Annotated in this window: 3 protein-coding genes; 1 reads left to right on the top strand and 2 read right to left on the bottom strand. The window is 75.6% G+C overall.

Annotated elements, in window-relative coordinates; genetic code table 11:
• The coding region (locus H5J30_RS25300) for a hypothetical protein (RefSeq protein ID WP_181789662.1) at window positions 1–181 on the bottom strand (181 nt) is incomplete at its 3' end.
• Complete coding sequence (locus H5J30_RS25295) at window positions 178–1,359, bottom strand: ATP-grasp domain-containing protein (RefSeq protein ID WP_181789661.1); 1,182 nt, start codon at window positions 1,357–1,359, stop codon at window positions 178–180. The genes H5J30_RS25295 and H5J30_RS25300, both read right to left, overlap by 4 nt.
• A gap of 299 nt (window positions 1,360–1,658) precedes the next feature.
• Here H5J30_RS25295 and H5J30_RS25290 point away from each other — a divergent pair.
• Window positions 1,659–2,877: MFS transporter (locus H5J30_RS25290; protein WP_181789660.1), on the top strand; the 1,219-nt coding region annotated here is incomplete at its 3' end.

The raw sequence follows: 2,877 nt of genomic DNA, 5'->3' as shown, positions 1-2,877 counted from the left end.
GTGCGCCGGGCCCCGCGGGGTCGGCGAGGCGCAGCCAGCGTCCGTCCGCCCGGTCGTGCGCCGTCGTACGGGTACGCAGCCCCACGACGTCCTCGCGCAGCAGCGCGCTCAGCACGCGCAGCACCAGCTCGGCCTCCTCGCCGCCGGCGCCTTCCCCGGAGTCGGGCGCGGCCCCGCTCACGGCGCGATCTCCCAGCGCTGCGCGGCCAGGAAGTCCGCCACCACCCGGTCCACTTGCCGCTGGTCCGTGCCGATGCCGCGGGCCACGCCGAGGAAGTCCCGGTTGGTGCGGTGCAGTTCGTGCCGCTCGCCCACCGCGCGCAGCGGCCGGTACGCCAGCTCCACCCCGTCGACCACCCGATCCGCCGGCCCCGGGGCGGCGGTCAGCGTCCCGGCGGTGCGGGCGCACGGGTACGACAGCCGGGCCCGCCCGTCCGTACGCGCCCCCAGGTCCGCGGGCAGCGGCTCGCCCAGGTGCGTACGGAGGATGTGCGCGAAGAGCGGGATGCCGAGCAGCCGGGTGAGCAGCAGGTCGCACTGGTCGCCGATGGCGCGGTAGTTGACCTCCACGAGCCGCGCCCGGCCCGCGCTCACCGTGAACTCGGTGTGGCAGGCGCCGAACCCGACGCCGAGCGCGTCGAGCTGCCCGAGCACCTGGGCCGCGACGGGCCCGGGGTGGGCGGGCACGTAGGACATGCGCTCCTCGACGAAGTACGGCGGCGGCGACAAGTCGGTGTGGAAGCCGCCGAGGAGGTGGCGTACGCGGCCGTCGCCCAGCGTCTCCAGCGTGTACAGCTCGCCGGCCAGGAACTCCTCGACCACCAGCGCCTCGCCGGGCCGCCGCGCCCGGATCTCCTCGCAGCGCCGCACGAGTTCCGCCGGGTCCGCGGCCAGCACCACGTCCTCGCTGGCGACGCCCTCGCGCGGCTTGACCACGCACGGGTACGGCACGTCCAGCGCGGCCGGGTCCGCCCCGGCGGGCAGCTCCGCGGCCCGCACCGGGTCCGCGCCGGCGGCGGCGAGCCGGCGGCGCATCTCGGCCTTGTCCTTGGTGGCGTGGGCGGCCCGCCAGCTCTTGGCGGGCAGGCCGAAGTAATCGGCGGCGAGCGCGGCCTGCGTCTGCAGGTGGTCGCTGTTGGTGAACACCGCGTCGGGCCGGTGGTGAGCGGAGATGCGGCCGATCACGGCGCGGAAGTCGCGTACGTCGCAGCCCAGGGTCTCCGGCTCCGGGGCGCGCCGCCGGTGGGCGCCGGGCTGGTCGGTGAGCACGGTGACGTCGAGGCCGAGACGGCGCGCGGCGGGGAGGAAGCCGTCCGTGACCGAGTCGGTGGGGTTGCGCGCCAGCAGATATAACCGCACGGAATCCTGACCTGACACCTTCCTGGACGCACCCGCCGACGGCGGCAGAAGTAAGGCTTACCTTACTATGTCGATCACCCGCCGGTGCACGGGGCGCGGAATCCGGCCGGGTCCCCGCGGCCCCGGCGCCCCGCGGCCGCGGGACCCCGGCGGCAGTCCACGTGCCGAAACGGGTTTGAGCCGGAGGCGGGGTCGGAACGACACTGCGGGAGGAGCGTGCCGCGACACGGTCCCCCCGCCATGCCCGCACGGCCGTCGCCCCGGCGCTGACGAGTCACCGTTTCGAAAGAGAGCCCCCGATGGCCACCGCCTCGCGCCGCCGGCGCCTGTCGCTGTCCCTGATGTTCCTCATACCCGGGCTGTCGCTCTCGTCGTGGGTGACGCGCACCCCCGACGTCCGCGACGAGCTGGGGGCGTCCACGGCAGAGATGGGGCTGATCCTCTTCGGGCTGTCCGTCGGCTCCACCATCGGCATCGCCAGCTCGGGGGCGCTGGTGGCCCGGATGGGCACCCGGCCGGTGATCGGCGGCGGCACGGTGCTGATCGCACTCGGGGTCGCGGGGGTCGGCGCGGGGGCGCTCGCCTCGTCGGCGGCCCTCGTCACCGCCGGCCTCTTCGTGTTCGGCCTCGGCGGCGGCTCCGGCGAGGTCGCGCTGAACGTGGAGGGCGCCGAGGTCGAGCGGCTGCTCGCGCGGTCCGTGATGACGACGCTGCACGGGTTCTTCAGCCTCGGCACCGTGCTCGGCGCGAGCCTCGGCATGCTGGCCACGGCCGCCGGCTTCCCCGTGCAGTGGCATCTGCTCATCATGTCCGGCGTCGCGCTCACCGTCTTCCTCGCCGCCTTCGGCGACGTCCCCGGCGGCGTCGGCAGGCGGGCCGCCGCGGACGGGGCGGCGGACGCCGCCGAGGACGGCGCCGGTACGGCCGCGGGCCGCCCGCTGTGGAAGGACACCCGGCTGCTGCTGATCGGCGCGGTCGTCCTGGCCATGGCGCTCGCGGAGGGCGCGGCGACCGACTGGCTGCCGCTGCTGATGGTCGACGGCCACGACCTGGACGCCGCGCTGGGCTCGCTGGTGTACGTGGGCTTCGCCGCCGCGATGACCGTCGGCCGCTTCTGCGGCGCGTTCTTCATCGACCGCTTCGGGCGCTACCTCGTGATCCGCACCAGCGCGGTCTCCGCGGCGCTCGGGCTGGTCGTGGTGATCTTCGTCGACCACCCGGTGGCCGCCGGCGCCGCCGTCCTCTTCTGGGGCCTGGGCGCCTCGCTGGGCTTCCCGGTCGCCATCTCGGCCGCCGGCGACTCCGGCCCCGACCCCACCGCCCGGGTGAGCCTGGTGGCGATGATCGCGTACGGGGCCTTCCTGGTCGGCCCGCCCGGCCTCGGCTTCCTCGGCGACCACTACGGGCTGCGCTCCGCGATGATCGCCGTCCTGGCGCTGGTCGCCGCGGCGATCTTCCTCGCCCCCGCGGTCGGTGAGCGCCGCCCCGCTCTGGCGGACGTCAGGAACGACCCGAAGA

It is taken from the genome of Streptomyces phytophilus, assembly GCF_013870535.1.
Lineage (GTDB): Bacteria > Actinomycetota > Actinomycetes > Streptomycetales > Streptomycetaceae > Streptomyces > Streptomyces phytophilus.
This window is presented reverse-complemented; position numbering and strand designations above follow the sequence as displayed.